This window comes from Gordonia sp. AC31 (assembly GCF_031844505.1).
Lineage (GTDB): Bacteria > Actinomycetota > Actinomycetes > Mycobacteriales > Mycobacteriaceae > Gordonia > Gordonia hongkongensis.
Genome location: NZ_JAUZVK010000010.1, coordinates 166893 through 190892, shown reverse-complemented (window position 1 = coordinate 190892; position 24000 = coordinate 166893). Strand labels below are relative to the sequence as shown.

At 65.5% G+C, this 24000-nt stretch carries 21 protein-coding genes; 10 read left to right on the top strand and 11 right to left on the bottom strand.

Annotated features, from left to right (window positions below):
- The first annotated feature begins 249 nt into the window (after positions 1-249).
- Together Q9R39_RS14280 and Q9R39_RS14275 are read left to right on the top strand one after the other, a co-directional pair.
- Complete coding sequence (locus tag Q9R39_RS14280; protein ID WP_137809384.1) at positions 250-627, top strand: hypothetical protein; 378 nt, start codon at positions 250-252, stop codon at positions 625-627.
- A 125-nt stretch (positions 628-752) separates the two neighbouring features.
- Positions 753-989 carry a helix-turn-helix domain-containing protein gene (locus tag Q9R39_RS14275; protein ID WP_035755500.1) on the top strand — a complete coding sequence of 79 codons (237 nt, stop codon included), beginning with the start codon at positions 753-755 and terminating at the stop codon, positions 987-989.
- A 463-nt stretch (positions 990-1452) separates the two neighbouring features.
- Here Q9R39_RS14275 and Q9R39_RS14270 read toward each other — a convergent pair whose 3' ends face one another.
- The gene (locus Q9R39_RS14270; RefSeq protein WP_171011586.1) at positions 1453-1605 is read right to left on the bottom strand and encodes a hypothetical protein; all 153 of its coding nucleotides are present in this window, start codon (positions 1603-1605) and stop codon (positions 1453-1455) included.
- Between the two features lie 502 nt (positions 1606-2107).
- Between Q9R39_RS14270 and Q9R39_RS14265 the strand changes: the two genes are divergently transcribed.
- On the top strand, positions 2108-3064 hold the full coding sequence (locus Q9R39_RS14265; protein ID WP_035755572.1) for a M56 family metallopeptidase: 957 nt from the start codon (positions 2108-2110) through the stop codon (positions 3062-3064).
- Positions 3065-3120: 56 nt separating this feature from the next.
- Here Q9R39_RS14265 and Q9R39_RS14260 read toward each other — a convergent pair whose 3' ends face one another.
- The gene (locus tag Q9R39_RS14260; protein WP_035755501.1) at positions 3121-3789 is read right to left on the bottom strand and encodes a DUF305 domain-containing protein; all 669 of its coding nucleotides are present in this window, start codon (positions 3787-3789) and stop codon (positions 3121-3123) included.
- A 286-nt stretch (positions 3790-4075) separates the two neighbouring features.
- Here Q9R39_RS14260 and Q9R39_RS14255 point away from each other — a divergent pair, with 286 nt between their 5' ends.
- The gene (locus Q9R39_RS14255; protein ID WP_035755502.1) at positions 4076-5002 is read left to right on the top strand and encodes a M23 family metallopeptidase; all 927 of its coding nucleotides are present in this window, start codon (positions 4076-4078) and stop codon (positions 5000-5002) included.
- 51 nt (positions 5003-5053) lie between these two features.
- On the opposite strand, the gene Q9R39_RS14250 is transcribed toward Q9R39_RS14255, so the two are convergent.
- The 5 genes from Q9R39_RS14250 to Q9R39_RS14230 form a co-directional block, all read right to left on the bottom strand.
- The gene (locus tag Q9R39_RS14250) at positions 5054-5377 is read right to left on the bottom strand and encodes a metal-sensitive transcriptional regulator (protein ID WP_035755503.1); all 324 of its coding nucleotides are present in this window, start codon (positions 5375-5377) and stop codon (positions 5054-5056) included.
- Between the two features lie 34 nt (positions 5378-5411).
- The gene (locus Q9R39_RS14245; RefSeq protein ID WP_035755504.1) at positions 5412-7631 is read right to left on the bottom strand and encodes a heavy metal translocating P-type ATPase; all 2220 of its coding nucleotides are present in this window, start codon (positions 7629-7631) and stop codon (positions 5412-5414) included.
- Positions 7628-9973, bottom strand: coding sequence for a heavy metal translocating P-type ATPase (locus Q9R39_RS14240; protein WP_311277661.1), 2346 nt, complete (start codon positions 9971-9973; stop codon positions 7628-7630). Before Q9R39_RS14240 ends, Q9R39_RS14245 begins: the two co-directional genes overlap by 4 nt.
- A 47-nt stretch (positions 9974-10020) precedes the next feature.
- A complete protein-coding gene (locus Q9R39_RS14235) occupies positions 10021-10989 on the bottom strand; it encodes a hypothetical protein (protein WP_035755515.1) in 969 nt (322 codons plus the stop codon).
- A gap of 90 nt (positions 10990-11079) precedes the next feature.
- The gene (locus Q9R39_RS14230) at positions 11080-11286 is read right to left on the bottom strand and encodes a heavy-metal-associated domain-containing protein (protein ID WP_035755517.1); all 207 of its coding nucleotides are present in this window, start codon (positions 11284-11286) and stop codon (positions 11080-11082) included.
- 371 nt (positions 11287-11657) lie between these two features.
- Here Q9R39_RS14230 and Q9R39_RS14225 point away from each other — a divergent pair, with 371 nt between their 5' ends.
- Positions 11658-13703, top strand: a complete 2046-nt coding sequence (locus tag Q9R39_RS14225) for a cytochrome c oxidase assembly protein (RefSeq protein ID WP_231381027.1) — start codon at positions 11658-11660, stop codon at positions 13701-13703.
- On the opposite strand, the gene Q9R39_RS14220 is transcribed toward Q9R39_RS14225, so the two are convergent.
- Complete coding sequence (locus tag Q9R39_RS14220; protein ID WP_311277660.1) at positions 13641-15839, bottom strand: heavy metal translocating P-type ATPase; 2199 nt, start codon at positions 15837-15839, stop codon at positions 13641-13643. The two genes, Q9R39_RS14225 and Q9R39_RS14220, sit on opposite strands and share 63 nt — an antisense overlap.
- Positions 15840-16049: 210 nt before the next feature.
- Here Q9R39_RS14220 and Q9R39_RS14215 point away from each other — a divergent pair, with 210 nt between their 5' ends.
- A complete protein-coding gene (locus Q9R39_RS14215; RefSeq protein WP_005199796.1) occupies positions 16050-16421 on the top strand; it encodes a BlaI/MecI/CopY family transcriptional regulator in 372 nt (123 codons plus the stop codon).
- 4 nt (positions 16422-16425) lie between these two features.
- The gene (locus Q9R39_RS14210) at positions 16426-17358 is read left to right on the top strand and encodes a M56 family metallopeptidase (RefSeq protein ID WP_011161140.1); all 933 of its coding nucleotides are present in this window, start codon (positions 16426-16428) and stop codon (positions 17356-17358) included.
- A gap of 381 nt (positions 17359-17739) precedes the next feature.
- Here Q9R39_RS14210 and Q9R39_RS14205 read toward each other — a convergent pair whose 3' ends face one another.
- The 3 genes from Q9R39_RS14205 to Q9R39_RS14195 all read right to left on the bottom strand — a co-directional run bounded on the left by Q9R39_RS14205 (position 17740) and on the right by Q9R39_RS14195 (position 20826).
- On the bottom strand, positions 17740-18012 hold the full coding sequence (locus Q9R39_RS14205) for a hypothetical protein (protein ID WP_011161139.1): 273 nt from the start codon (positions 18010-18012) through the stop codon (positions 17740-17742).
- Positions 18009-19799 carry a cytochrome c oxidase subunit I gene (gene ctaD / locus Q9R39_RS14200; RefSeq protein ID WP_011161138.1) on the bottom strand — a complete coding sequence of 597 codons (1791 nt, stop codon included), beginning with the start codon at positions 19797-19799 and terminating at the stop codon, positions 18009-18011. The genes Q9R39_RS14205 and ctaD overlap by 4 nt, the downstream gene beginning before the upstream one ends.
- A gap of 232 nt (positions 19800-20031) precedes the next feature.
- A complete protein-coding gene (locus tag Q9R39_RS14195) occupies positions 20032-20826 on the bottom strand; it encodes a M23 family metallopeptidase (RefSeq protein WP_306413978.1) in 795 nt (264 codons plus the stop codon).
- Positions 20827-21355: 529 nt separating this feature from the next.
- Between Q9R39_RS14195 and Q9R39_RS14190 the strand changes: the two genes are divergently transcribed.
- From Q9R39_RS14190 to Q9R39_RS14180, 3 genes are all read left to right on the top strand, one after another.
- Entirely contained in the window at positions 21356-21976 is a 621-nt protein-coding gene (locus Q9R39_RS14190; protein ID WP_082652992.1) for a TlpA disulfide reductase family protein, read from the top strand.
- Positions 21973-22785 (top strand): cytochrome c biogenesis CcdA family protein, encoded by an 813-nt coding sequence (locus Q9R39_RS14185; protein WP_011161135.1) that lies wholly within the window; start codon positions 21973-21975, stop codon positions 22783-22785. Before Q9R39_RS14190 ends, Q9R39_RS14185 begins: the two co-directional genes overlap by 4 nt.
- Positions 22786-23043: 258 nt before the next feature.
- Positions 23044-23985, top strand: coding sequence for a cation diffusion facilitator family transporter (locus Q9R39_RS14180; protein WP_011161134.1), 942 nt, complete (start codon positions 23044-23046; stop codon positions 23983-23985).
- Positions 23986-24000 lie beyond the last annotated feature (15 nt).

The following is a 24000-nucleotide window of genomic DNA, read 5'->3' as shown; positions in this document are numbered from 1 at the left end:
GGTGTCGAATCCTGCGGCCTCGATGCCCTGGGTGAATCCGCCAAATCCTGAGAACAAGTCCAGCGCGGTCGGGTTGTCGTGACGGAATCGTCTGCGACGCAGCGCCGGTCGATGTTCCGCTGTCTTCGAGATGATGTGCCCCATGATCGTCGCTTCCTCGCCCATTCCATCCGTGGTGGTTGCCTATAGACTACCATCAGCGGTAGCCTATAGGCAACCATTACGGCACGGCGTAAGAAGGAGCAGCACATGGCAACGACCACCGAAAACACCTGCGCGGCAACACCGATGAGCGTTCATGCGCGAGCGATCGCCGCAAGCATCGAGCAGTGGCGCCGAGCCTGCGACCTCGCAGGCAGTGTCGACGCTGAACATGACGCGGCTGCCGCCCTTGTCGGGCTGGTCGAGCAAGCGATGCCCGAGCTGGCGCGCACCGAGGTTGTCGAGCGGTCGTATCTGGTCCGCCGGGTGCAGCGCTACGTCGGCCCGCTGCCTGAGCAGTGGGCGGCGATGGACGATTCCGGCCGCGACCAGTACTACTGTGACCACTGGCTGGCTGTCGAGGAGTTCGACGAGCACATCGACGACGACCAGCTGACCCTGACGATCGTGAAACCCGCGCAGTGAGCAGCTGTCCCGCGCCGACCGGGCGCACCGCCGTCGTAGTGCCGCCCGCGGCGACCTCGCCGGTAGGCTCAGCCACGCCGAGTGCGCCCGCCGACCTGGCGGGCGATAGGGGAGGAGGAGCCGTCATGGCCGTCGACATCGACGAACCTGCGTTGCTACGCGCTCTCGGAGAAGCGATCACGACCCGCCGCGAGGAACTGGGCCTCAGTCAGCGGGCCCTGGGTCTCGAGGCCGGCGTCGAGCGCAACATGCTGCGCGGCGTGGAAGACGGATCGCGGCGAGCAACCATCATCACCCTGGCGCGCATCGCCAAAGCTCTGAAAATGCCGGCCTCGCAGCTACTTCATAAGATCGGGCACTGACCTTCCCTGCATGGGGTGACACGCGGCCTCGGACCCAGGACGGAGGGGAGAGGGACTGCACAGTAGGGGGCCTCACCGCCCTCCCCTCCGATCCTGTGAGAACGGTCTTCGGCTGGGTGTGGCAACTCAGAAGAACGCGTCGCCACATTAGCAAACCGGATCTTTGCTGTAGTCGACAACTGGGCAAGCATGTTCGCGGCGCGCGAGCCAGCTGCGGTCAGACGCAGTCACAAGTAGCCAAAGCTGCTGGCGTGCAACGAACAACATCACCATCGGCGCGCTCTAAGAGCCACCAATGTGATCCGGTTCGCTGTTGCAAATGTACATCAGCCGGGGCGTTCGGCCCCGTGATTCCCGTTCACTATCGTCACTGGTGACGAAAGATAGTGCTATACACCGCAATTCGCCGAAAATGTACCTTACGACGTCGTAGCTGGTGATCCGCTGTGCTGCCGCTCCGCCATCAGAGGTAGCGCGGGGGATCGACTCTTGGGTCGTCGTCGACGGTATCGATCCTCGAGTCGGCAAGGGTGTCGGTGATTGCGGCGGCACTGGCACCGATGGTGGCGAATTGCGGGTCGGCGACGCACCATGCACGATCGGCCAGCCATGTCACCTAGGGCAGGCTCGAATCTTGGCGGCAACGCCAATTGCTGCGGCCGTGTGGTGTATCGATCCTCGATTGTCGCCGAGTTTCGCCAGCTGGCGCGCCATGCCTAGATGAGCGGTGACGTGCCGTCGGCGGTTCGTCGTGCAGAGGCCATGTGCTTCGGCGAAGAAAGTGTGCGCTGAGTGGGGTGTTGGCGCCCGCCGGACCTCTCGCATGGCCTTTCGGTACCGCCGCTGCTCATCATCGACGTGCTCGAAACCTGTGACCACCCGAAACGCTCCCTTGTCGGCGAGGTTCACTATGACCCCTGTCCACATCGACTCTAAATACTATCTCCGTTAGTAGGGAGCGTTCTAGGGGTTGCGGTGCCGAGTTTCTTGGGGCATGCAGGCGTGTGTTCCGGTCATACTTGGGTGCAGTGCCGTGTGGCGAGGGAAGAAGGATTGATGGAGAACGGTCCCAGCGAGTTGAACACCGTCGGCGCCTGGCGCGAGATGGGTTGGCGCTGATGAGCATGGCGGTGGTGCTGGTGGCTGCAGCGGCTCTGCTGGGTTGGTGGTGGCCGCGGTGGATGGTGCGTATCCAGCCACGCATCGATGCTCGGTGGGTGTTGGTGGCGTGGCCGGCCGCCCAGGCGATGTTCACGGCGTTGTGGGTCGCTGCGGTGTCGGTGCTGGTGGTGCCGAACCACTTCGGCGTGCATAAGTTGTCGGCGGTGGCCTCCTGCCTGCGTGTGTTGTCTCATGGCGCGCCGGCCCAGGTGGAGACCGTGGCTGGGGCCGCGGTGCTGGCCAGCACGGTGGCGGCGGCCGTTTGGGTGGTGTCCTTGGTGGCACGTGCTGCGGTCGCAATGGGCCGGGCACGCGAGCACTATCTGCAAGCGTTACGTCTGGTTGGCCAACGTTGTGATCGGTTTCCTGATGTGTGGTGGCTCAGCGATCAGCGGCCGATGGCCTTCTGTTTGCCGGGCCGCAACGCGGGGATCGCTGCGACGACGGGTTTGCAGGACGTTCTGACCGGCGCTGAACTGAATGCTGTGATGGCTCACGAACGCGCACACCGACGCCAGCGGCATCACGCGATCGTGTTGCTCGCTGGGGTTCTGGGCCGAGCGTTGCCGTTCATTCCGCTGTTCGCTCGCGGTGCTGATGAGGTGGCGACACTTGTCGAGCAGGCCGCTGATGCACGGGCGGCCGAACAGGTCGGCACCCGGACAGTGTGCTCGGCGTTGGGAACGCTGGCCCGATCGGCCGGGTCGTCGGATTTTCCGGCGGGGGCGTTGTCGATCAGTGATTCTGCGAGTGTGACGCCGCGTTTGCACCGGCTCTATGACGGTCGGCGATGTGTGTCACGTGGTCACCACGCAATGGCCGCTGCCACGGTTGCAGGGGTTGTTGTCCTACCTACCGTCGTCACCGCCACCGGCGCCGTGTCGGCGCTGGTGGCGGTAGCTTGCCTGCTGTGATGGTGAAAGCGAGCGTGTCATTTGCTCGAGGCCGTCGGGCGGGTGCGGCTGGGCCACTACAGGCCGGCGAGTAGTCGCTGCATCTCGGCGATCTCCGATTCCTGGTCGGAGATGATCTTTCGCGCCAGTGCGATGGCTTCGGGGTTCTTCCCGTCCTGGATCTCGGTCTTGGCCATGGCGACGGCGCCGCGGTGGTGCTCGATCATCTGTGTGAGGTAGAGGCGAGCCGCCGCGGTTCCCTGGGCCTCGCGCAGCTGTTGGAACTGTTGTTCGGTCATCATTCCGGGCATGTCGTGACCGCCCATTGACGGCGACATCGATTCCCCGGCACTCATCTGACTCATGTCGTGGCCCTGCGAGCTCGAGCTCATCGAAGCTCCCCACGTGGTCACCCAGGACTTCATCTGGTCGATCTCGGGCTGCTGGGCGGCTTTGATCTGCTGGGCCAGTCGGACGACCTCGGGATTGATGTCGTTCTTGTCGAGCAGGATGTTGCTCATCGTGATCGCTTGTGAGTGATGGGAAATCATCTCCTGGGCGAAGGTCATGTCGGCCGCGTTGTGCTCGCCCATGTCGGCCACAGAGGATGGTGCCGCTATCGAGGTGGTGGTGACCATTCCCGTCATCGAGGAGTGGTCTTGTCCCTCGGAGTCGGAACAGCCCGCCAACACCAGCAGGCCCGCCGCTGATGCCCCGATGATGATGCGCGCGCGCTTTGTCGACATCTGTCCTCCTTGTTTCAGACGCCCCGCAAGGTGGCGCTTCGATAACAATTCTACTAGCCACGATAGTAGTTCGGTGCGGTTCGGGCCCTTGCCTTTCCCCTACTGACCTGCGGGAAGCATGTCTCGCGACGAAAATCACGGCTGCAGTCGTGGGAACTTGTGTGACTGGTGGGGCTGGTGGTGTGCGTGGTGTGATGCTGGGCGTCGCTCTCTCGGCGTGGACTTTCGGCATCGATTCGATCCGCCCGAGTGGTGGTCGACGTCGACGTCAGAAGGGTTCGACGGTATGCACATGGTGGTGGCTTCGTTCGCGGGCGCAGTGAACGGGCGGTGGATGCTCATGGTGGTCGCGGTGGCGACGGCAGTGGGTGTGGCGTGGGCGCCGGTGCTGCCCGCGGCGGCCGCACCCGATGACCATGTCGCCCGGGAGCTGGTGGTTCTCGTGCAGGACACGGTCAAGGCGGCGCTGGGCGGTGCGGCGGCAGCGAGCTTGGGTGAGCCGATCAAGCATGCGTCGTCGTGTTTACGTGATCATGCGCAGTCCGGGAGCAGCGACAGCGGCAGTGTGGCCGCGTTGGAGTGTTTCGGCGCGTTTGGTTCGACTGTCGATCCGCTCAGTGGCTTTCGCATCATCGATGCGTTGCCGCTGGCTCGTCTGGTGGCAACGTTGGTGGCGGCGTTGGTGCCGCACGATCCCAGCGTCCCGCATGGGCCGCAACCACAACCGGGGGCTCCGGGTGCTGCGGTGCCGGGGAGCGGGGGTGCGGTGGCGCCTACTGCCGGCTCGATCACCTCGACGTTCGGGGATGGGCGCGGCCATCAGGGCATCGACATCGGCAACGATCTGGGTGCTCCGATTGTCGCGGTGGCCGATGGGGAGATCATCACCGCCGGCCCAGCGCAAGGCTTCGGCTTGTGGATGCGGATCCGCCACGATGACGGCACGATCACCACCTACGGCCACAACGATGAGAATCTGCTCGAGCAGGGCACCCGGGTCCGGATGGGACAGATCGTGGCCACGGTGGGCAACCGCGGTGTGTCGACCGGCCCGCACCTGCATTTCGAGGTTCTCGATCCCGCCGGGGTGAATGTCGATCCCGCACAGTGGCTGGCCGAGCGTGGGGTGGTGCTGGCCGTTGATGCCGAGGCCGAACGCCCGGCCCCGGGCGGGCCGGTGGTGCCGCAGTGGGTGCGACAGCCACGGACGTGAGCGGATGCGTCCGCGCCGAGGGTCGGGCGTGATCGGTTGTGCGGGTGGGGATCAGGAACGGACGAGTCGGGCGATGGCGGCGGAGGCTTCGGCGATCTTGTCCTCGGCGGTGGCGCCGCCGGCCTGGGCGGCGTCGAGGACGCAGTGTTTGAGGTGGTCGTCGAGCAGGCCGAGCGCGACACCTTCGAGCGCCTTGGTCAGCGCCGATATCTGGGTGAGGATGTCGATGCAGTATTGCTCTTCATCGACCATGCGGTGGATTCCGCGGGCTTGGCCCTCGATGCGTTTGAGTCGCGCGAGGTAGCGGCTTTTGTCACTGATGTAGCCGTGCGCGGTATGTGCGCACTCGTTCTCCGGTGCGGACGATGTCGTCATCGGACAATCATCTCCTTTTCAAGGGTCTGTTTCCTTACCCAGTGCTGGCTGTGGGGCGGGTGTCGTGCAGCGCGTGGGTGGTGCTGGTCTGCGGGCGTAGGTCCAGGCGGCGCAGGAGCTGGGCGTTGAGAGCCACGACCACCGTGGACGCCGACATCAGGATGGCACCGACCGACATGGGCAGCACGAATCCGATCGGGGCGAGGATCCCGGCAGCCAGTGGCACCGAGATCAGGTTGTATCCCGCTGCCCACCACAGGTTTTGCTTCATCTTGCGGTAGCTGGCCTTGGACAGTTCGATCACCGAGAGCACCGAACGCGGGTCATCGCTGGCGAGGATGACTCCGGCCGAGGCGATCGCGACGTCGGTGCCCGCGCCGATGGCGATGCCGACGTCGGCTTGAGCGAGTGCGGGGGCATCGTTGACGCCGTCGCCGACCATGGCGACTTTGCGGCCCTCGCGCTGCAACTCGGCGACCTTGTCGGCTTTGTCCTCAGGGCGCACCCCGGCAAAGACCCGGTCGATACCGAGCTCTGCGGCGACGCTGTGCGCGACCGCTTCGGCATCACCGGTGATCATCACTACCGCCACGCCCACTTGGTGCAGGGCGTCGACGGCTTGGCGGGACTCCGCACGTACTTCGTCGGCGAGTTTGATCGCGCCGACGACCTCGTCGTCACGCACGACGTGCAAGATGATGGCCCCGTCGGCGCGCCACTGCTCGGCGATGGCGAGTTCGTGCCGGCGGTGCTCCTCGAGCATGCGCGGCCCGCCGACCCGCACGACCGTCCCTTCGACATGGGCGCTGACCCCGACCGCGGGTGAGGAGGTGAACTCGGTGGCCGAGGGGATCTGCAGGGCCCGGTCTCGGGCGGCGGCGACAATCGCCCGGGCCAGGGGGTGTTCGCTGTCCGCTTCGGCGGCGGCAGCGGCGGCCAGCACGTCCTCGGCGTCGCTACCAGGGGCGGGCTCGACGGCGATCACAGTCGGTTCCCCCTTGGTGAGGGTTCCGGTCTTGTCGAACAGCACTGCGTCCACGGTGCGCATAGCTTCCAGGGCGAGGCGGTCTTTGATCAGCACTCCCCCGCGGGCAGCGCGTTCGGTGGCGATGGCGACCACCAGCGGTATGGCCAGCCCGAGTGCGTGCGGGCAGGCGATGACCAGCACGGTGATCGTGCGGATGACCGCGTCATCGGGTTGACCGATCACCGTCCACACGATCGCGGTGATGACCGCAGCGGTCAGTGCGAACCAAAACAGCAGCGCGGCCGCGGAATCGGCGAGGCGTTGCGCACGTGACGACGAATTCTGGGCGTCGGTGACCAGCCGCTGGATACCGGCCAACGCAGTGTTCTCACCGGTCGCGGTGACTTGCACGCGTAGACCGGAATCGGTGGCCACCGTTCCGGCGACGACCGGATCACCTACGCCACGGCGGACGGTGCGCGATTCACCGGTCACCATCGATTCGTCGACCTCGGCGGTTCCGTCGATGACGCGGCCGTCGGCGGGAACGCTGGCACCAGGGCGCACGATCACCACATCCCCGACCTGCAACTGCGCCGGGGCCACAATGCTGATCTGTTCACCGTCGACGCGTTCGGCCTCATCGGGCAGCAGTGCCGCCAACGAGTCCAGCGCCGAGGTCGTCTGGGCCAGCGACCGCATCTCGATCCAGTGCCCGAGCAGCATGATGACGATCAGCAGGGCCAGTTCCCACCAGAAGTCCAGTTCATGGTGCACAACCTCGAGACTGGCTCCCCACGAGGCGACGAAGGCCACCGTGATCGCCAGAGCGATCAGCAACATCATGCCCGGTGTGCGCGAGCGTAATTCACTTACGGCCCCCGACAGGAACGGACGCCCGCCCCAGGCGAACATCACCGTGCCCAGTACCGGGGAAATCCATTGGACCACTCCGGTATCGGGCAGCTGATAGCCGATGAGCATGGCAAACATCGGTGAGAACGCGACGACCGGCACTGCGAGGACGAGCATGATCCAGAACAACTGCCGGAACTGGCCCACATGGTCACCATGCCCGCCGTGCCCGTGACCGCCGTGACCGGCATGACCACTGTGACTGTCGTGACCGGCGTGGTCGTCGGAACCGTGATGGCGTTGTCCGGCAGAGGAATCGGGGTGGTGATGTCCGGTGTGATCGAGCACCGCCTCGTGGTGCTCAACCTGGCCGTGGTGGTGCTGATCGGCGGCCGTGTGACCGGCGTGTTCAGCAGAGGTGTGCTCGTTCATGACGCCACCTTATACCCCTGGGGGGTATGTGTCGAGGGTGTGTGGGAGGTGCGGTTGTCGTCACCGGGTGTGGTGCGTGAGGTGAAGGCACGAAGCCGCAGGCTGTTGCTGACGACGAACACGCTGGAGAAGGCCATCGCGGCGCCGGCGAGCATGGGGTTGAGCAACCCGAGTGCGGCGAGGGGGATGGCGGCGACGTTGTAGGCGAAGGCCCAGAACAGGTTGGTCTTGATCGTCGCCAGCGTCTTGCGGGCCAGGGCGATCGCGTCCGCGGCGGCGTTGAGGTCGCCACGGACCAGGGTGATGTCGGCGGCTTGCATGGCCACGTCGGTGCCGGTGCCCATGGCCAGGCCGAGGTCGGCCGAGGCCAGCGCTGCGGCGTCGTTGACCCCGTCGCCGACCATGGCCACGACTTTGCCGTCGTTCTGCAGTGCGGTGACGGCCTGGACTTTGTCGGCGGGTAGGACTTCGGCGATCACGGTGGAGATGCCGACCTCGCGTGCGACGTGTTCGGCGGCCTTCTGGTTGTCACCGGTGAGTAGGACCGCAGTCAACCCCATGGCCTGCAGTCGGGCGACGGCTGCGGCGCTGGTGGGTTTGATGGCGTCGGCGACGACCAGCACCGCACGGATCTGTCCGTCCCAGGCCACCATCACTGCGGTTTGTCCTGCGGCTTGCGCGGATTCGCGGGCAGTTGTCAGATCGGGATCGTCCAGCGACAGTCCCCAGTCGGCGAGCAGGCTGTCGCGTCCGACGAGGACTGCATGGCCCTCGACGGTGCCCTGCACTCCCATACCTTCGATGTTGGTGAATTCCTCGACCTCGGCCAGGGCGCCGAGCTCGGTGCGTGCCGCGTCGGCGATGGCGGTGGCGATGGGATGCTCGGAGGCGTCTTCGAGCGCACCGGCGAGGGCGAGTACTTCGCGGTCGGACGTGTTGGCATCGGTGTGCACGTGCAGCAACGTCATCTGACCGGTCGTGACGGTGCCGGTCTTGTCCAGGACCACGGTGTCGATCGTGCGGGTGGTCTCCAAGACTTCCGGTCCCTTGATGAGGATGCCGAGCTGGGCTCCCCGTCCGGTACCGACCAGCAGGGCGGTCGGAGTGGCCAATCCCAGCGCGCAGGGGCAGGCGATGATCAGCACGGCCACCGCAGCAGTGAACGCTGCCTCGATGGGATAACCCGCCCCGATCCAGGCGCCCAGGACCGCGACAGCGATGGCGATGACCACGGGCACGAAGATGCTCGAGATGCGGTCGGCCAGCCGCTGGGCATGGGCCTTGCCGGACTGGGCGTGTTCGACCATGGTGGCCATCTGGGCTAGCTGGGTATCGGCACCGATGCGGGTGGCGCGTATGCGCAGCCGCCCGCCGGCGTTGACCGTTGCCCCGGTGACGGTATCGCCCGGACCGACTTCGACCGGCAGCGATTCGCCGGTGAGCATGCTGGCGTCGATCGCCGAGGTGCCCGACACGATCTCACCGTCGGTGGCGATCTTTTCTCCCGGCCGCACGATGAACTCCTCGCCGACCGACAACTCGTTGATCGGGATCCGTTGTTCGTGGCCGTCTTTGATGACGGCGACCTCTTTGGCGCCGAGTTCCAGCAGCGCCCGCAGCGCTGCACCGGCCTGCCGTTTGGAGCGTTTCTCGAAGTAGCGGCCCGCGAGTACGAACATGGTGACCCCGGCGGCCACCTCAAGGTAGATGTTGCCCGCTCCGTCGGAGGGCGCCACGGTAAAACTGAAGCCATGGGTCATCCCGGGTGTGCCGGCGGTACCGAAGAACAGGGCGTACAACGACCACAGCAACGCCGCACCGGTACCCACTGAGATCAGGGTGTCCATGGTGGCGGTGCCGTGACGCAGGTTCACCCAGGCCGCGCGGTGAAACGGCCACGCCGCCCACACGATGACCGGGGCGGCCAGGGTCAACGAGGCCCACTGCCAATAGGTGAACTGCAGCGCCGGGATCATCGCCATCGCGATGACCGGTACCGACAGCACCACCGCGCCGATCAGACGAGTGCGTAATGCCTGCAGCTCGGGGTCGCTGGCGGCCTCATCGGTCGCCGCTGCGCTCGCATCGTGATCGGTCTGCGCCGACGGCGGAAGCGTGGCCTGGTAGCCGGCGTTCTCGATCTCGGTGATCAGCAGCTGCGGATCCAGATCACCCGAGGTGGTGATACGCGCCTTCTCGGTGGCGTAATTGACTGTGGCACTGACACCGTCGAGCTTGTTGAGTTTGCGCTCGATACGCATCGCGCACGACGCGCACGTCATTCCGCTGACGGCGAGTTCGATGTCTGACCCGGCCGAGCGGGACGGGGAGGTGGTGGTCATGAGGACTCCAAGACGTGGGTTGAGCCGGCGGGATGGATGACGGGCGGTCAGTGCCCGGCGTGCTCAGGCGGGACCGACGCAGACGACGCCGGAGACGACGAGGATGTCGCGCTTGCTCGAACACGCTCTGCAGCGGTGTCGACGACGAATGTCGCGGTGTGTACCTGTCCGTCGACCTGGAAGTCGAGATAGAGCAGGTAGCGGCCCGGTGTCGGTGCGTTCGTCGCGAACCTCACCTGCGGCCCGGACAACTGCCCTGGCGTGGGTGTCGAGCCTTCGGGATGCACGTGCAGGTAGGCCAGGTCGCCATCGCGCAACGCCACCAGATGCCCGAAGGCACCCAGATACGGCTGCAAGGTGGTGACCGGCTGACCGTTGCGACTCACGGTCGCAGTCAGCTCTGAGTCGGTGCCGGCGTGCAGCTCACCGGTCAGCTCGACCTGGAACCCGGCCACCTCCGACCGCCGCGACTCACCGGCTGGTGGGCGGGGTTGATAGTCGCCACCCACCTCGAGAGTGCGTGTCAGCGTCAGGGTTTCACCGGTCGCTGCCGGAACGAAATCGGCATACACCCGGTAGGTGCCGGCCGTCTGCCACTGCCATGGAATCGACCACCGCCCAGCAGCATCCACCGTGGGGTGCACGTGGCGGAATGCGGTGCCGTCAGACCGGACCACGATCAGGTGCAGTTGTTTGTCGTGTTCCACCGTGTAGTCGGTGACCGCCGAACCGGCGGGGTCGGTGATCGAAAACGTCAACACGCCCGCCTGGCCGGTCTGCGCGGGCGCTGCGAGTCCGGAGAGCAGATAACCCCCCGACCCGACGGTGACCCCGCGCACACCCGGCGTCGCGGCGGCAGACGAGGCCGGTGCGCTCTGGTGTCCGGCGTGCGCCGGTGAGTCCGACCCAGTAGCGCCTGACCGGTCCGGGGCCACCGCGGCTGCCACGGTGTAGGCGGCCACGAAGACCACCGCCAGCGCACCAGCGAAAAGGCCCAGCTTAGAAGGGACGTTCATTGTCATGTTCCTGTCTGTCAGGAGATCGCCCAGCGACGCTGCGCTGCCGAGGAGAGCCGGGCCACCACCGGGGCGGCCCGGCCCGCGACCTCACTCAGCGAGTTGATAACCGGCTTCTTGCACCGCGCTGCGGATAGCGTCACGCTCCAGCGGAGCGGAGCTGTCGATGGTGACCTGGCCGCTGGCCACGTCCACGGCGACATTGGTTACACCGTCGAGGGTGCTGATCTCTTCGCGTACCGACGAGGCGCAATGTCCGCAGGTCATCCCGGTGACAGTGACGGTAGACGTACTCATAGCGATGCTGCCCTTCCCTTCTGGCGATACCCCGGACGGCCGTATCCCGACCCCACCCGCGGCAGTGACAACTGAGCCACTCCCACCTTGGTACCATACCCCCCTAGGGTAATCAACGTCCGACGCTGGTCCGACACTGATCTCGAAGGCGGACCAGCGTCGCGGCGCACCCGGGGGAGCGGACAGACCGGGGATGAGGAGTGGGCGCCCGAACCGATCCTGCGAAAAATTAGGTAGGGGCCCGCGCGGACGCGGCCCCGCAGCGAACCGAGGCGGTGGCAAGCAAGCCGAGAATCAGCCGCGACTACCAGTTCTTCAGTCCGTGCGCCGTAATTACTATGCGCAGTAGTAGCATGTAGGTGGTGGGTGATATGAAGCCGTCGACGGAGGCGACCGCACCGTCAACTCCGCACGGCGTAGCCGTACCCCGGTTGATGGCTGCACTGCTGGTCGGTGGGCTAATTGTGGCGCTGGTGATCTACGCCTGGATCTCCGGCGCCAGTCGCTACGTCGAAAGCGCAGATCCATATCCTGGGGCGGGCACAGCTGTCGCCGATGTGGTCGGCAACTTCGCTGGCTTTGCGTTGGCTGCGGTGATGCTCGGGGGACTGGTCTCGATGGTGCTCACGGCCGTGCCTGACTCGCAAGGCTTCATCGACGCTGCGGTCTATCCAGTGTTTCGCCGCGTCCGCCGCGCCGCGGGGTGCTCTGTGGTCGTTGCGCTATTCATGGCTTTCACCGCGGCCGCAGACACCACCGGCGTGTCTGTGGGCACGATGGTCTCGAGCGGCAAGGTCGGTTACGCGTTCAGTGTGAGTTTGCCGGCGCTGGCGTGGCTGGTCGTGGCGGCAGCGGGTGTCGTGGTGCTGATCGGTTCGGTGTCACTGCGGTGGTCGATGCAGGTGGCGCTGGTGGTTCCCGCAGCGATTTGTGTGCTCGCGCTGCCCGTGGTCGGCAATGCCGCGCAGGGCCCTGACCACGACTACACGACCGGCGCGGTGATCGTCTTCGCAGTGAGCTTGGCGTTGTCGGTGGGGCTGCGGTGGGCTGATCGGTTCCGGGTTCGTGGTCTGGGGTCGGCGACCATCGACGAGGCGGCCGACCGGCGTGTTGGTGGCATTGTCCTGGGCGCCGATGTGATGGCACTGGCGGGCGCGGTGGCTGTGACGCTGCTGCTGCGGACTCCCGATGTGTGGTCGTCGGCGTTCGGTCGCGCCGCGGGGTTGTTGGTGGCTGTACTGACCGTGTTAATGATTGCCGACCTCGTGCGTTTGCGCCGGGGTGTGGTGACGCCGGCAACTGCTTCTGCCTTCGCCACGGGGACCGCACTGGTGGCCGTGGCGTGCTGGGCGGTGATGGACACCAGGGTCGCACCCGGGTTGATTGCCCACCCTTTTACGGGCTGGGATGTGTACCTGGGGTATTCCCTTCCTGGCCCGCCCGATGTCGGATCGCTGGTCTCGCTGTGGCGTGTTGATCTCGTGGTGGGTGTGGCGGCGGTGGTGGGTGTCGTGGGCTATGTCGTTGCCGCCCGGCGGGAGCGGGCAAGTGGACACCGGTGGCCGATCCGGCGAACGGTGTCGTGGGTCGCGGGGTGCGCTGTGGTGGTGGTGTCCACCAGCTCTGGGCTGAAGGCCTACGGCAACGCGTTGTTCAGTGTGCACATGGCCGAACACACGGGTTTGACCATGATCGCACCCATCCTGTTGGTGGGTGGTGCGCCGATCACCTTGCTGTTGAGGGTGCTGCCGACGATCGGAACCACCGGTGGCGCGGCGTGCCGGCGGGCGCTGCTGATCGTGCTCGGCTCGCGGGGCCTGCAGCTGCTGCTCAATCCGATTGCCGCGTTCGCGTTGTTTGTGGGCTCGTCGTATCTGGTGTACTTCACTCCGGTGTTCGACGTCCTCGTGCGCTACCACTGGGGGCACGTCGTGATGAGCGTGCTGTTCCTGGCCATCGGCTACCTGTTCTTCTGGGTGACTGTGGGGATTGATCCTGGACCCAGACAGTTACCGTTTCTGGCGCGGCTTGGTCTGCTGTTCGCCGTCATGCCTTTTCATGCCTTCTTTGGTATCGCGCTGATGACCTCCACCACGGTGATCGGTGAGTCTTTCTACAGCCAGTTGCAGCTACCGTGGAATCCCGATCTGGCTCGCACGCAATGGGTGGGTGGTGTGGTGGCTGCGGTGATCAGCGAGATTCCGATGGTGCTGGTGTGCTTGGTGCTGTTGGCGCAGTGGGTGCGTGCCGAACGTCGACCCGATCGGTCCGAGTCCACGGCCATTGATGCCGGCACCTCCCACACCGTCGCTGCGATGGTCTCGCAGTTGGCCCAGCCCCAGCCTCTGTCACCTTCAGCGGTCTATACGCGCGAAGTTCTGCAAACGCAGGCTGTTGGAGACGACGAAAAACGATGACAAAGCCATTGCGGCCCCGGCGATCAGAGGATTGAGCAATCCAGCGGCAGCCAGCGGCAGCGCGGCGAGGTTGTAGCCGAACGCCCATGCCAGATTGGTGCGCATCGTGCGTCGCGTGGCCGAGGCGAGTTGCAGCGCCAGAGCGACGGTGGTGAGGTCATCGCGCACTAACACGATGTCGGCGGCGCCGATAGCAACATCGGTACCGCGTCCGATCGCAATGCCCAGATCAGCCGATGCGAGTGCGGGCCCGTCGTTGATGCCGTCGCCGACCATCGCCACACCGGCGCCACTACTGCGCACGTTGTCGATGATGGCCACTTTCTCGGCCGGGAGCACCCCGGCGATCACGTCGTCGATGCCGACCTGCTCCGCGGTGCGCTGCGCTGCGCCGGCGTTATCGCCGGTGACCAGGAACGTGCGAATTCCCATGCGGTGCAACTCATCGACCGCCTGGCGGGCAGAGGGTTTGATGCCATCACGAATGTCGATCAGGCCCCGGACTGCATCATCGGCTGCGACATAGACCGCGGTGCCCCCAGAGCGCTCGATGTCAGTGCGCCGCGCGTCGATCGCGGCGGGCACCGCGGCGCTACGGGCGATCCATGCCGGGGAACCCACCTGCACCTTCACTCCGTCGATTACCCCTCGCACGCCGCTACCGACGTCGGTGACCACCTCGTCGACCGGTGCGGCAAGCGACTGCGGACCGGCCGCGGCAGCGATAGCGGTGGCGATGGGGTGGCTGGTGTGCTGCTCGAGTGTCGCCGCCCAGCCCAGGATCAGCTCGGCACTGTCGTCGTCGACGGTGTATACGCCGGTGACGTGTGGCTGCCCGTTGGTGAGGGTGCCGGTCTTGTCGAAGACCACCACATCGATCGTCCCGGACAGTTCCAATGCGGCGTGTCCTTTGAGGAAGATGCCCAGTTGGGCGCCTCGCCCGGTAGCGATCACCAGCGCCATGGGCATGGCCAGGCCCAGCGCGCATGGGCAGGCGATGACCAGCACGGCCACCGCGGCCCTCACCGCGTGCTCCCATGACGCCCCGGTGAGCGACCAGCCCACGACAGTGGCTGCGGCTAGGGCGATGACACACGGAACGAAGATCGCGGCGATACGGTCGGCGACGCGTTGAGCGCGAGCCTTGGCTGTCTGCGCGCTGTCGACCAGCGCGATCATCTCGGCCAGGCGGGTGTCGTCACCGACTGCGGTGACTTCGACGCGTAGTCGCCCGTCGAGGCACGTCGTGCCCCCGACGGCGGTGGAGCCTTGCTCGGCTGACACCTGAACCGGCGTCGTCTCACCGGTCATGGCGCTGAGGTCCACACTGGCGGCGCCCTCGATCACCTGCCCATCTGATGGAATGGTCTCTCCCGGCAGCACGATGAGTCGTTGCCCCACTTTGAGTTCCGCGAGGGGTATGAGCATGGTCGTGTCCCCTGCGCACTCGACTCGGGCGTCGGTGGCACGCAGAGCGGCCAGCGCCGTCAGTGCTTGAACAGCTTGTGCCCGGGCACGCGCCTCGTAGTAGCGTCCTGCCAGCACGAAGACGGTGACACCGGCTGCAACTTCGAGATAGATGGAGTCGCTGGAAAAGATTGCCGACCACACCCCCTGGCCTGCGGTCGAGGTCGCTTCGGCCGAGAACATCGAGTACACCGACAGTGCGGTCGCGGCCAGCACTCCCAGCGAGACGAGGGTGTCCATCGTGGCCACGCCGGTCCGCAACGTGCGCACCGCGGTGCGGTAGAAGGGCCACGCGCAGTAGGTCACCACCGGCGCGGCAAGCGCCACCAACACTGCTTGCCAGCCGGGAAAGCGAAGGTCGGGGACGACAGCAAGCACCACGGAGAGGTTGGCCAGGGGCACGAACAGGGCTAGCGCGACGATCAGCCGGGTGAACAGTGCCTTCGCAGTCGCTGAATCTTCGTTGACGGCAGGGGCCTGCTCGGACAGTTCCGCAGCCGCATACCCTGCTGTGTGCACGGCGTCGATAGCATCGGCGACGTGTGCGTGGGTATCGAGTTCCACGGTGGCTCGCCGTGTGGCGTAGTTGACCGAGGCGCGCACGCCGTCGAGCTTGTTGAGTTTGCGTTCCACCCGAGCTGCGCACGCACCGCAGGTCATCCCGCCCACATCGAGTTGGATGCGGCGTGTTGGGTGCGTGTGGTCAACGAGGTCGGTCACGGGTGGGCGCTTTCAGTAGGCGGTGAGGGTCCGGCACCGCAAGATGCGAGGGCCCCCGTGGGGCAGTGGCAGCAGGGCTGAGGCAACCAGGCTTCGGCTACTAAGCAGGGTAGTTTGTTCTAGACTGGCAGCAAATACGAGGCGATCAGGCAGGCGACGGTGACTCAGTTGGGTTCGTTGGAACGCGCGGTGATGGATGTGCTGTGGGGCGCTTCGGCGGCGATGAGTGTGCACGACATCGTCGATGCGCTGGCCGACCGCGACTTGGCGTACACGACGGTGTTGACCGTGGTCACCAATCTGCACAAGAAGGGCTTCGCGGGTCGCGAGAAGATCAGCCGCGCCTATCGGTACTTCCCGTTGCAGTCGCGGGAGGAGGCGACGTCGCAGACACTGCGGCAGGTGCTCGATGCCAGCGGCGATTCGACGGCGGTGCTGATGCACTTCGCCCGGATGGTTACTCCCGAGGAGCGCGCGGTCCTCAGCGAGCACCTGTCCCGGACGCGGACGGATCGTCCGAGGAAGCGCTGAGAGTGTGAGCGTCGCATTGGCCCACCTGGTGGGCGCGGCCGTGCTGGGCGTGTTGGGTCCCTACGTTCTCGACCGATTGCCCCAGCGATGGTCACCGCGGGTACTGATCACCGCCTGGGTCAGCAGTATCGCCACGGCGGTGGGATTGTTGATTCTGTCGGCGCTGTCGGCGTTGTGGCCGGATCCGCCGCCGGCCGAACGCTTCGTTGACACCTTGGCTCGGTGCGCGGGAGCTGTCCTGCACGCGGTGCGCGACGATTTCAGCCAGGTGTATGGCATTGCCGTGGCCGTGGTGGTGATCGCCGCGGTCGCTCGCACCGCGATGTCGTGCGCTCGTCACACCCGCGATGTGCATCGCGTGCACCGTCTTCATCGCGATGTCGTTGCTGTGGTGGGCAGTACCGAACCCGACACCCCCGACGTGCTCTGGATCGATCATCCCCACCCCATGGCGTACTGCGTCGGCGGGCGCAGTGGTTTCGTTGTGGCAACAAGTGCGCTGCGCACAGACGTGCCCGCCGAGGCGCGGGCCGCAGTACTGGCGCACGAGTTCGCCCATCTGAGGTCGCGGCATGACCGCGTTCTGGCGGTCTGCGATGTGATGGCACGTGCTCTGCCCTTTGTGCCGCTGTTTCGCCGGGCGCCGACGGCAGTCGCGGCCTTGATCGAAGCAGATGCCGACATGTCGGCTGCTCGGGTGACCAGCACGGCTGCCGTGCGCAGCGCACTCGCGCATGTGACCGGCCAGGGTGTAGGCCCCGGGACCCCCATGCCGCACTCGACGCGCTACCGATTGCTAATGCTCGAGAACGGCGCGATCGAGCCGACGAAGTCGACCTACGCTGCGGCGAGCGTGTTGCCCCTCCTGGGTGCTGCGTTGTGTACGGCTGCGGCACTTCCGGTGTTGTCGGTTCTCGTGCATGGGCTTACCGCATAAGTCCCGGTCACGCCCTGTTCGCTCCTCAGTGGCTGCGGCTCGACGCCCGTGGGTGTCGCGCCTGGCTGCGCCACCGGTAGCGGAGGCTGTTCACCGGGTGCTCGTCTCAGCGTGTCGATCGCAGCTGCCTGCGCGGGCGGCACACCCAGTCAGTCGCGCTATCGCGACACCCTGCGTGTTCGGTACCAAATACATGGTGTGCGGTGCTGAGCAGCGCCAACCGATGCTCGACCGGGACCGCTAACCCTTGCTCCACCAGCCGATTCGCTCTCGGTCAGGCCCGGTGATCTTGGGAAAGGCCCGGTGGCTCGTGGTCTCGCCTGACGCGGCGTAGCGACGGGTCTCTCCGCGGCCGCGGGGGTCGGTGGTGAGGTGCTTCGGCTACGGCCGCGCCGCACGGCCTCGTGCTGGTTGCATTGCGCGGGTCGCGACCGCGGCCGCACCGCGGGCCGCACACGTTGCCGCGGTCGCCGCGATCAGCCACAGCAGCAGGGGAGTGCCCTGAGCGAGGACAGAACCTGCGAGCAGGGTCAGCGCAAAGGTCATCACCGCGGTGTAGCCGACTGCGAGGATGGCGAACCACCGCGGAACGGTCAGCGGGCGGCGCGTTCGCGGGACGGCCTGGTCGAGGGCAGGGTAGGGGTAGTTGCTCACGGTCGGCTCTCCGGGTCGGGATCTGTAGATGCTTCGTGGTCTCCGGTGGTCAGCGGCGCACGGCGGACTTCTTCGGCCGCCTCGCTGGGTTCACCGTGCCGTGTGCCGACGTGGGCTTCGGCGCGCAGCCGCTCCACCATATGCGGGTAGTGCAGTTCGAACGCCGGACGCTCCGACCGGATGCGGGGCAGTTCGGTGAAGTTGTGGCGCGGCGGCGGGCAGCTGGTGGCCCACTCCAGGGAGTTGCCGAAGCCCCATGGATCGTCGACGGTGACGACCTCGCCGTAGCGGTAGCTGCGGAAAACGTTCCACAGGAACGGCAGTGTCGAGACGCCGAGGACGAACGCGCCGGCGGTGGAGATGATGTTGAGCGTGGTGAAGCCGTCTGAGGGCAGGTAGTCGGCGTATCGGCGGGGCATGCCTTCGGCTCCGAGCCAGTGCTGCACCAAGAAGGTGAGGTGAAAGCCAATGAACGTCAGCCAGAAATGGATTTTGCCCAAGCGTTCGTCGAGCAGTCGTCCGGTCATCTTCGGGAACCAGAAGTAGATGCCGGCGTAGGTGGCGAACACGATCGTGCCGAACAGCACGTAGTGGAAGTGGGCGACCACGAAGTAGCTGTCGGAGAGTTGGAAGTCGATCGGCGGGCTGGCCAGGAGCACACCGGTGAGTCCGCCGAACAGGAAGGTGACCATGAAGCCGACCGAGAACAGCATCGGGGTTTCAAAGGTCATGTGGCCCCGCCACATTGTGCCGATCCAGTTGAAGAACTTCACGCCCGTGGGTACCGCGATCAGGAAGGTCATGAAGGAGAAGAACGGCAACAGCACGGCGCCAGTGACGTACATGTGGTGTGCCCACACCGCGACCGACAGGGCGGCGATGGCGAGGGTGGCGTAGACCAGTCCTGAGTACCCGAACAACGGTTTACGGCTGAAGACCGGGAAGATTTCGGAGACGATGCCGAAGAACGGCAGCGCGATGATGTACACCTCGGGGTGACCGAAGAACCAGAACATGTGCTGCCAGAGAATGGCGCCGCCGTTGGCCGGATCGAACAGATGCGCGCCGAACTGGCGGTCGACTTCGGCGCCGAGTAATGCCGCGGTGAGCAGCGGGAACACCAGCAAGATCAGCACACTGGTGACCAGGATGTTCCACGTGAAGATCGGCATACGGAACATCGTCATTCCCGGTGCGCGCAGACAGATGACCGTGGTGACCATGTTGACCGCGCCCAGGATGGTGCCCAGACCAGACACGGTCAGTCCGAGGAACCACATGTCGGAGCCGACGCCGGGTGAGTGGATGGCGTCGCTGAGCGGGGTGTAGGCGGTCCAGCCGAAGTCCGCGGCGCCACCTGGGGTGATGAAGCCGGCAATCGCGATGGTCGAACCGAAGACGAACAGCCAGAAACCCAGTGCGTTGAGCCGCGGGAAGGCGACGTCGGGAGCGCCGATCTGCAGGGGCAGTACGAAGTTGGCGAAGCCGATCACGATGGGGGTGGCATACATCAGCAGCATGATCGTGCCGTGCATGGTGAACAGCTGGTTGTACTGCTCGGTCGAGAGGAATTGCATGCCCGGCGTCGTGAGTTCTCCGCGCATCAGCAGCGCCATCAGTCCGCCGATGAGGAAGAACCCGAAGCACGCGACGATGTACATCATGCCGATCAGCTTGTGATCGGTCGTGGTCAGCATCGTGTAGATGAATGACCCTTTGGCCTTTCGCCGCTCGGGATAGGGCCGCGTGGCGACCACCTCGGGCGGGCGCGGGGACACCGCGGTCATGAGGCCTCCATCTGACTTGAAAAAATGGCGGCCCTGATCGAAGCAACACGCGCATCGTGCGTGCGACTTCCCGGGCCGTTACTACGGACTGTAGTCGATTAACTACTAGGTAGCATAGTTGATACTGGAATTCCGAGTCGCAACCGGGAGGCGACAGGACCGCGACGAAAGGTCGCCTCCCTCATTGAGATCGGCCCGACCGGTCCGCCGCGGCCGTGCGCCGCGCCCACCCTTACCGCCAGAGGTCTGCGCTTCCGGTGCCCGACGGTTCGTTGGGCGTGATAGTAGGTTCGGCGTCGCTGTCGGAGGGCAGACTGACGCCGCGTTCGGCGAGCCATCGCACCGGGTCGAGGGCGGCGCCGGATGCATCAGCAACCTCGAAGTGCAGATGAGGCCCGGTCGAGTTACCGCGATTGCCCACCGTGGCAATGGGTTGACCGACCGTGACCGGCGCTGCCGCGTCGATGAGATTGTCGTCGTTGTGGCCGTAGGTCGTGATTGTTCCGTCGGCATGCCGGATGCGTACCCACAACCCGAAGCCTTCAGCTGGCCCCGAGTTGATCACTTCGCCGTCGGTGACCGCGAAAATCGGTGCCCCCAGGTCGTTGCCGATGTCCATACCCTGATGGCCGCGGCCGTCACCGAAGGTGGAGGTCACTCGGCCGTTCGTGGGAGCGACCACCGACCCCGGCGACGGCGACGAATAGACGGGTGGACCAGCTGGTGCCGGGTGCGCAGCCGCGGGATCGTGGGGACGCATCTCGAAAGCCAGAAGCGCCAGCAGCCGCCCGATCGGCAGCGCGTCGACAATCAGTTCGGCGGCTGCTCGTCCCGCGCCGAGCACGGCGGCGAAGCATCCCACCGCAGTGATGGGATCCTCGGCTGGCACTGGCGGCTCGACTGGGCGCGCTCGATCGGCCAGACATGTGCTGACTGTTCGGATCTCGTCGGCGAGGGTTCCCATCGCCGGGCCGCCCAGTGTCGCCGAGATCGTCTCGGCGACCAGTTGGGCGAACTGCTGAGTCACGTGGGTGGCATCGGCGTCGGCTCGCGCTCGAGCGTCAATTGAGAAGCTCAGCAGAACCGCAGCAACGATTCCCGCGACCCCCAGTCTCAGACAGGGCCGTGGAGCGCCGCAGCGGCGGGTGAGGGACGACATAGGCATGCCAGCGAGACCTTCCGGAGACGGGCGCGACGCACTGACGTTCAGCACCACACGCCAGGTGCACATGAGGCCACGATCGGCAGCCCTCCGTTCGAACCATAGGCCCCACAGGTCACAGCAGTAACACGATCTGATTGAGTGCCCATCGCAATCGCGGGCCTCTACTACTAGGTGATGTAGTTGCGGATGCGCAGTGACTGCCAAGCCGGAAACTCGCCCTGAACACAGGGTAATTGCAGGTGAGCGCATCTCTTACACGAGGTGACGCCGCAAAATGCACGTCGCGAGAAGTGGGGTTCCGGTCGGTGGATGTCACAAAAACTATGGTCATGTTGACAATTCGAATGGTGATCTACCACGCTGCGTAGTAGATCAACGTCGAGGAGTGCTGGTGCAGCAGGGGAGAAGGGTATCCGCGGTGCGGGCGGCGGTCCTGGCGCTGATATGCGTGGTGCCGTGGGTAGCGTCGGGTTGTGGTAGCGCTGGCGACGACGCCGTTGCGCAGGGGGGAACCTTTCAGTTCGTCTCGCCCGGCGGGCAGACGGTCATCACCTACGATCCGCCCTCGAGCCGTCAGCGGATCGCTGACGTCTCCGGCCCTGACGTGGTGACCGACCAGACCATCGGACTCGACGACTTCGCAGGCAAAGTCGTCGTCATCAACGTCTGGGGTTCGTGGTGTGGACCCTGCCGGGGAGAAGCCGACGACCTCGAGCATGTCTACGCCCAGAACAAGGCCTCGGGAGTCGAGTTCCTCGGTATCAATCTGCGCGATAACCGGCAAGCGGCGAAGGACTTCATGATCGACAGAAAGGTCGCCTTTCCCTCGATCTACGACTTTGCCGGTCTGACCCTGGCTGCGCTGACCACCCCAACGTCGGTGGTGCCGACCACCATCGTGCTCGACCGCGACCACCGTCCGGCCGCGGTGTTCCTCAAGGCCATTACCGCCGACGAACTCGGGTCAACAGTTCAGCGAGTCCTCGCTGAGCCTGTGGCACAACCCCAATGACCCCGCAGTCGGTCGAAGTGCAGGCTGCGGTCGGCGAGACGTTTGCCGACCTCGTCGCCAGCGGTCCGCTCCTGCTGGCGCTGCTTGCGTGCGTGATCGCCGGGCTGGTGTCGTTCGCCTCACCGTGCGTGGTCCCCCTCGTTCCGGGGTATCTGTCGTATCTGGCTGGCGTGGTCGGCGCCGAGGCGCCTGCGGTGTCGGTGGGGGAGCCGAACAAGCGGGGTCGTTCGCGCGTGGCGCTCGCCGCAGGCCTGTTCGTCCTCGGTTTCACGGTGGTCTTCGTGGCAGCGACCGCCACCGTACTCGGAGTCACCACCACTTTCGTGGTGAATCGTGAAGTCCTCCAACGCATCGGCGGCGTGGTCACCATCATCATGGGCCTGGTGTTCATCGGGCTGGTGCCGGCACTGCAACAGGAACGACGGTTCGCCCCCCGCCGCGTCTCCAACATCGCCGGCGCTCCGCTGCTCGGCGGGGTCTTTGCACTCGGGTGGACCCCATGCCTAGGGCCCACGCTCGCGGCGGTCATTGCGACGGCCAGCGGCACCGAAGGTGCCACCGCAGCCAAGGGCGTCGCGCTGATCGTGGCGTACTGCGCGGGCCTTGGTATTCCTTTTGTCGTGCTTGCGTTTTCCTCGGCATGGGCGTTGCGCAGCCTCGGCTGGTTGCGGACCCACGCCCGCATGATCCAGATCGTCGGCGGCGCCATGATGATCGCGGTAGGTATCGCCTTGATCACCGGCCTGTGGGATCAATTCATCGTGTGGGTCCGCGACGCGTTCATCACCGATACCCAACTACCCATCTGACTACCCATCTGAGGCCTGTAGTGGCGGCGCCGGTTCGACGGACCCAACACCACCGGCTTCCGGTCACCGCACCGTCACGAGACCCAACACCACCGGCGTCACGCCGCCGACGTCGGGCCATCTCAGCACATCCCGATTCAGTCGTGACGTGATCCGCCGGTTCCGTTCCGCCCCGGTCTGTCATATAGTCACATGCGCATGTATTGATATATGTGGACAGCGTAGCTATCTGGGTGTGGATGAGAGGGAGTACGACGCATGGGAGCCGGACACAATCACGGACCAACCGACCCCGCATCCAGCGACTCGTCGCTGCGTGTCCGGTTGGCGATCGCGTTTGCTCTGACGGGGATCATTGTCGTGGCCCAGCTTGTCGGGTCGGTGATCACGGGAAGTCTGGCGCTACTGACCGACACCGCGCACGCCGCGACAGATGCGATCGGTTTAGCGGTCGCGCTCGTCGCAGCAACCGTGATGCACCGCCCGGTCAACAAAACCCGCACCTGGGGACTGCGGCGCATCGAGGTCATCGCCGCTCTGGGGCAGGCCTCGCTGCTGCTCGCTGTGGGCCTCTACGCTGCTGTCGAAGGCGTACGACGACTGTTCTCGCCACCCGAGGTGCCCTCGACCGAACTCCTGCTCTTCGGAGTCATCGGACTCGTGGCGAACATCGTCGCCATGCTCGTGCTCGCCTCGGGACGCGGCGCCAACTTCAACATGCGAGCGGCGTTTCTGGAGGTCCTCAACGACGCACTGGGATCGCTGGGTGTGATCGTCGCCGCAATCGTCATCGCTACCACCGGTTTCCAACAAGCTGACGCGCTGGCCGGGTTGTTCATCGCCGCGCTCATCGCACCCCGCGCCCTCAAACTCATGGCCGAGACGACGCGGGTGCTGATGGAATTCACCCCGAAAGGGATCGATCTCGACGACGTCAGGGCCCACATCCTCGAGATGGACCGTGTGCACGACGTGCACGACCTTCACGCATCGACGGTGGCCACGGGCCTACCGATCATCAGCGCTCACATTGTGGTCGATGACGACTGCTTCCAGGACGGCCACGCCCCCACCATGTTGGATGACATCCGGACCTGCGTGGCGACCCACTTCGCCATCTCCTTCGAGCATTCCACCTTCCAGCTCGAGACCAGCGCCCAGCGCCACCACGAGGAAGCGTTAGCCACCCATCACCCGTGAGGGATCACATCGGCG